The organism is Paraburkholderia sp. BR10954 (assembly GCF_040965775.1).
Taxonomy (GTDB): domain Bacteria; phylum Pseudomonadota; class Gammaproteobacteria; order Burkholderiales; family Burkholderiaceae; genus Paraburkholderia; species Paraburkholderia youngii.
On sequence record NZ_JBFRCK010000344.1, the window covers coordinates 1 to 250 of the forward strand.

At 66.0% G+C, this 250-nt stretch carries 1 pseudogene; it reads right to left on the reverse strand.

Annotated features, from left to right (window positions below):
- Positions 1-250: pseudogene (locus tag AB4Y34_RS42500) on the reverse strand (transposase); the annotation flags it as partial.

Here is a 250-nt window from a genome sequence, read left to right on the forward strand (position 1 = left end):
GCCGCCCGAGCCGCTCCTTGCTTTCCACGCCGCGACGGGCAATACGGGCCGTGATTCCGCGCTGCTTCAGGTAACGCCGACAGCGGGCAAAGTCATAGCCCTTGTCCGCATGCAACTTGCCCGGGGGGTTTGCGGGGCTGGCCATTCAGACCCGAGACTGCCGGAATGGCATCGAGCGTGGGCTCGAATGCCATCGAGTCGTGTCGGTTGGCGCCCGTGACCGTGATGGCCAGTGGAATGCTGCGCGCGT